This is a genomic window from Streptomyces sp. NPDC048483, assembly GCF_040651455.1.
Classification (GTDB): domain Bacteria; phylum Actinomycetota; class Actinomycetes; order Streptomycetales; family Streptomycetaceae; genus Streptomyces.
Genome location: NZ_JBEZJZ010000254.1, coordinates 1 through 1,625, shown reverse-complemented (window position 1 = coordinate 1,625; position 1,625 = coordinate 1). Strand labels below are relative to the sequence as shown.

Below are 1,625 nucleotides of genomic sequence, written 5' to 3'. Positions count from 1 at the left end.
CGGTGTGACGCTGCCGGTCGGGTGCGCGACCGAACGCATCGAAGCTCCGTTGCCAGAGGTGACCTTCCCAAGTCGCCGTCCCACAACGGAGCTTCGATGTGCCGTCAGTCTGCCACCGTCTGCCTGGTCAAGTCGCCCACCCGTCAGCACCGTGCAACAGGCCCGCTGGCCGAGCGGTTGGCCACGCCGGCCGATCCGCGGTGCCGGCGCGGAAGGCGTCACCCCTTCGTGGCGGTGCCGCTGATCGCCTGCTCCGCCGTGGCGAGTGGGGCGAGGAGCTTCGCAGCGATCAAGGAGTGGGCGGCCGACGCCCCGCAGGATGTTCTGGCCCGCCTCGGTGCCCGCACCGCAACCGCTCTGGCCGTACGGGTGGCGCCCAGCGGTGCGACGATCCGCCGGATCATCAAGGACACCTGTCCCGGCGGCCTGGCCGACCTCCTGGGTCACGACCCGGCCGGCACCGACACCCTCGCCCTCGCCCTCGCCCTCGCCCTCGACGGCAAGAGCGCCCGCGGCTCGCGCCACGACACCACCCCGGCCGCCCACCCGCCGGCCGCGACGACCAGCACCGGCACCGGCACCGGCACCGGCACCGGCACCGGCATGACCGTCACCCAGCTGAGGGTCCCGGCCAAGACGAACGAAATCACGTGCTTCGCCGCCCTGCTGGACCCCTATGACCTGCGAGGAGTCACCGTGACCGGCGACGCTTTGCATACCCAGCGCGGCCATGCCCGCTTCCTCGTCGAGACCAAGAAGGCCCACTACGCCTTCACCGTGAAGCGCAACCAGAAGAACCTCTGCGAACAGCTGCGACCCCTGCCCCGGGGCGAGGCGACGGCGAAGTTCTACGACCGCACCACCGGCCACGGCCGCAAGGAGACTCGTGTCGTGCAGGCCCTGACCGTCACCGACCTTGGTGTCAATTCCCCCACGCCGCCCAGGTCGCCAGAGTCCTACGCCACCGCACCGATACCAGGACCGGCCGGCAGAGCCGCGAAACCGTGTACGTCATCACCGACCTGACCGGCCGCCAGGCAACCCCGGAACGCATCGCAAAAATCCTGAGAGCGCACTGGTTGATCGAAAACCGGCTCCACTTCGTCAGAGACACGGCCTTCCGCGAAGACGCCTCAAAGATCCGCACCGGACACAGCCCGGAGAACATGGCCACTCTGCGCAGCTTCGCCATCAACCGACTCCGCACCGCCGGCCACACCAACATCGCCGCAGGACTCCGCACCACCGCCCTCCGCCCTCCGCCCTCCGCCCTCCGCCCTCCGCCCTCCGCCCTCCGCCCTCCGCCCTCCGCCCCTACGAACACCCCCTGACCATCCTCGGACTCAACTGACCTGCAACGATCCGAGATCACGCGACTTTGCAATCGCCCTGTCAGGCAGGCGCTCTATGACGCCTGGCAGGACTACTTCCGGGTGCAGTGAGACCTGCCTCACGGCTACCGCCCAGGCATGGGACCGACTCCGCCCCCGGCTGACCCATCGCTCCGCCTGGGCCGCACAGTTGGGCAAGCTGCCAGTCATCGAGGGCACCGTGATTCACCTGCGGGTCGACCACCTGCCGTCGGGCACCACCCCGAAGCCGGTCCGGCTGTGGTGGTCGGGCAT

At 69.7% G+C, this 1,625-nt stretch carries 1 protein-coding gene and 2 pseudogenes; all 3 read left to right on the top strand.

Translation table 11 applies throughout. From position 1 onward, the window contains the following. Positions 1–96: 96 nt before the first annotated feature. Positions 97–855: pseudogene (locus AB0D04_RS42655) on the top strand (ISAs1 family transposase); the annotation flags it as partial. Then, positions 801–1,331, top strand: a complete 531-nt coding sequence (locus AB0D04_RS42650) for an ISAs1 family transposase (protein WP_362712875.1) — start codon at positions 801–803, stop codon at positions 1,329–1,331. The pseudogene AB0D04_RS42655 and the gene AB0D04_RS42650, both read left to right, overlap by 55 nt. 121 nt (positions 1,332–1,452) lie before the next feature. Then, positions 1,453–1,625: pseudogene (locus AB0D04_RS42645) on the top strand (transposase); the annotation flags it as partial.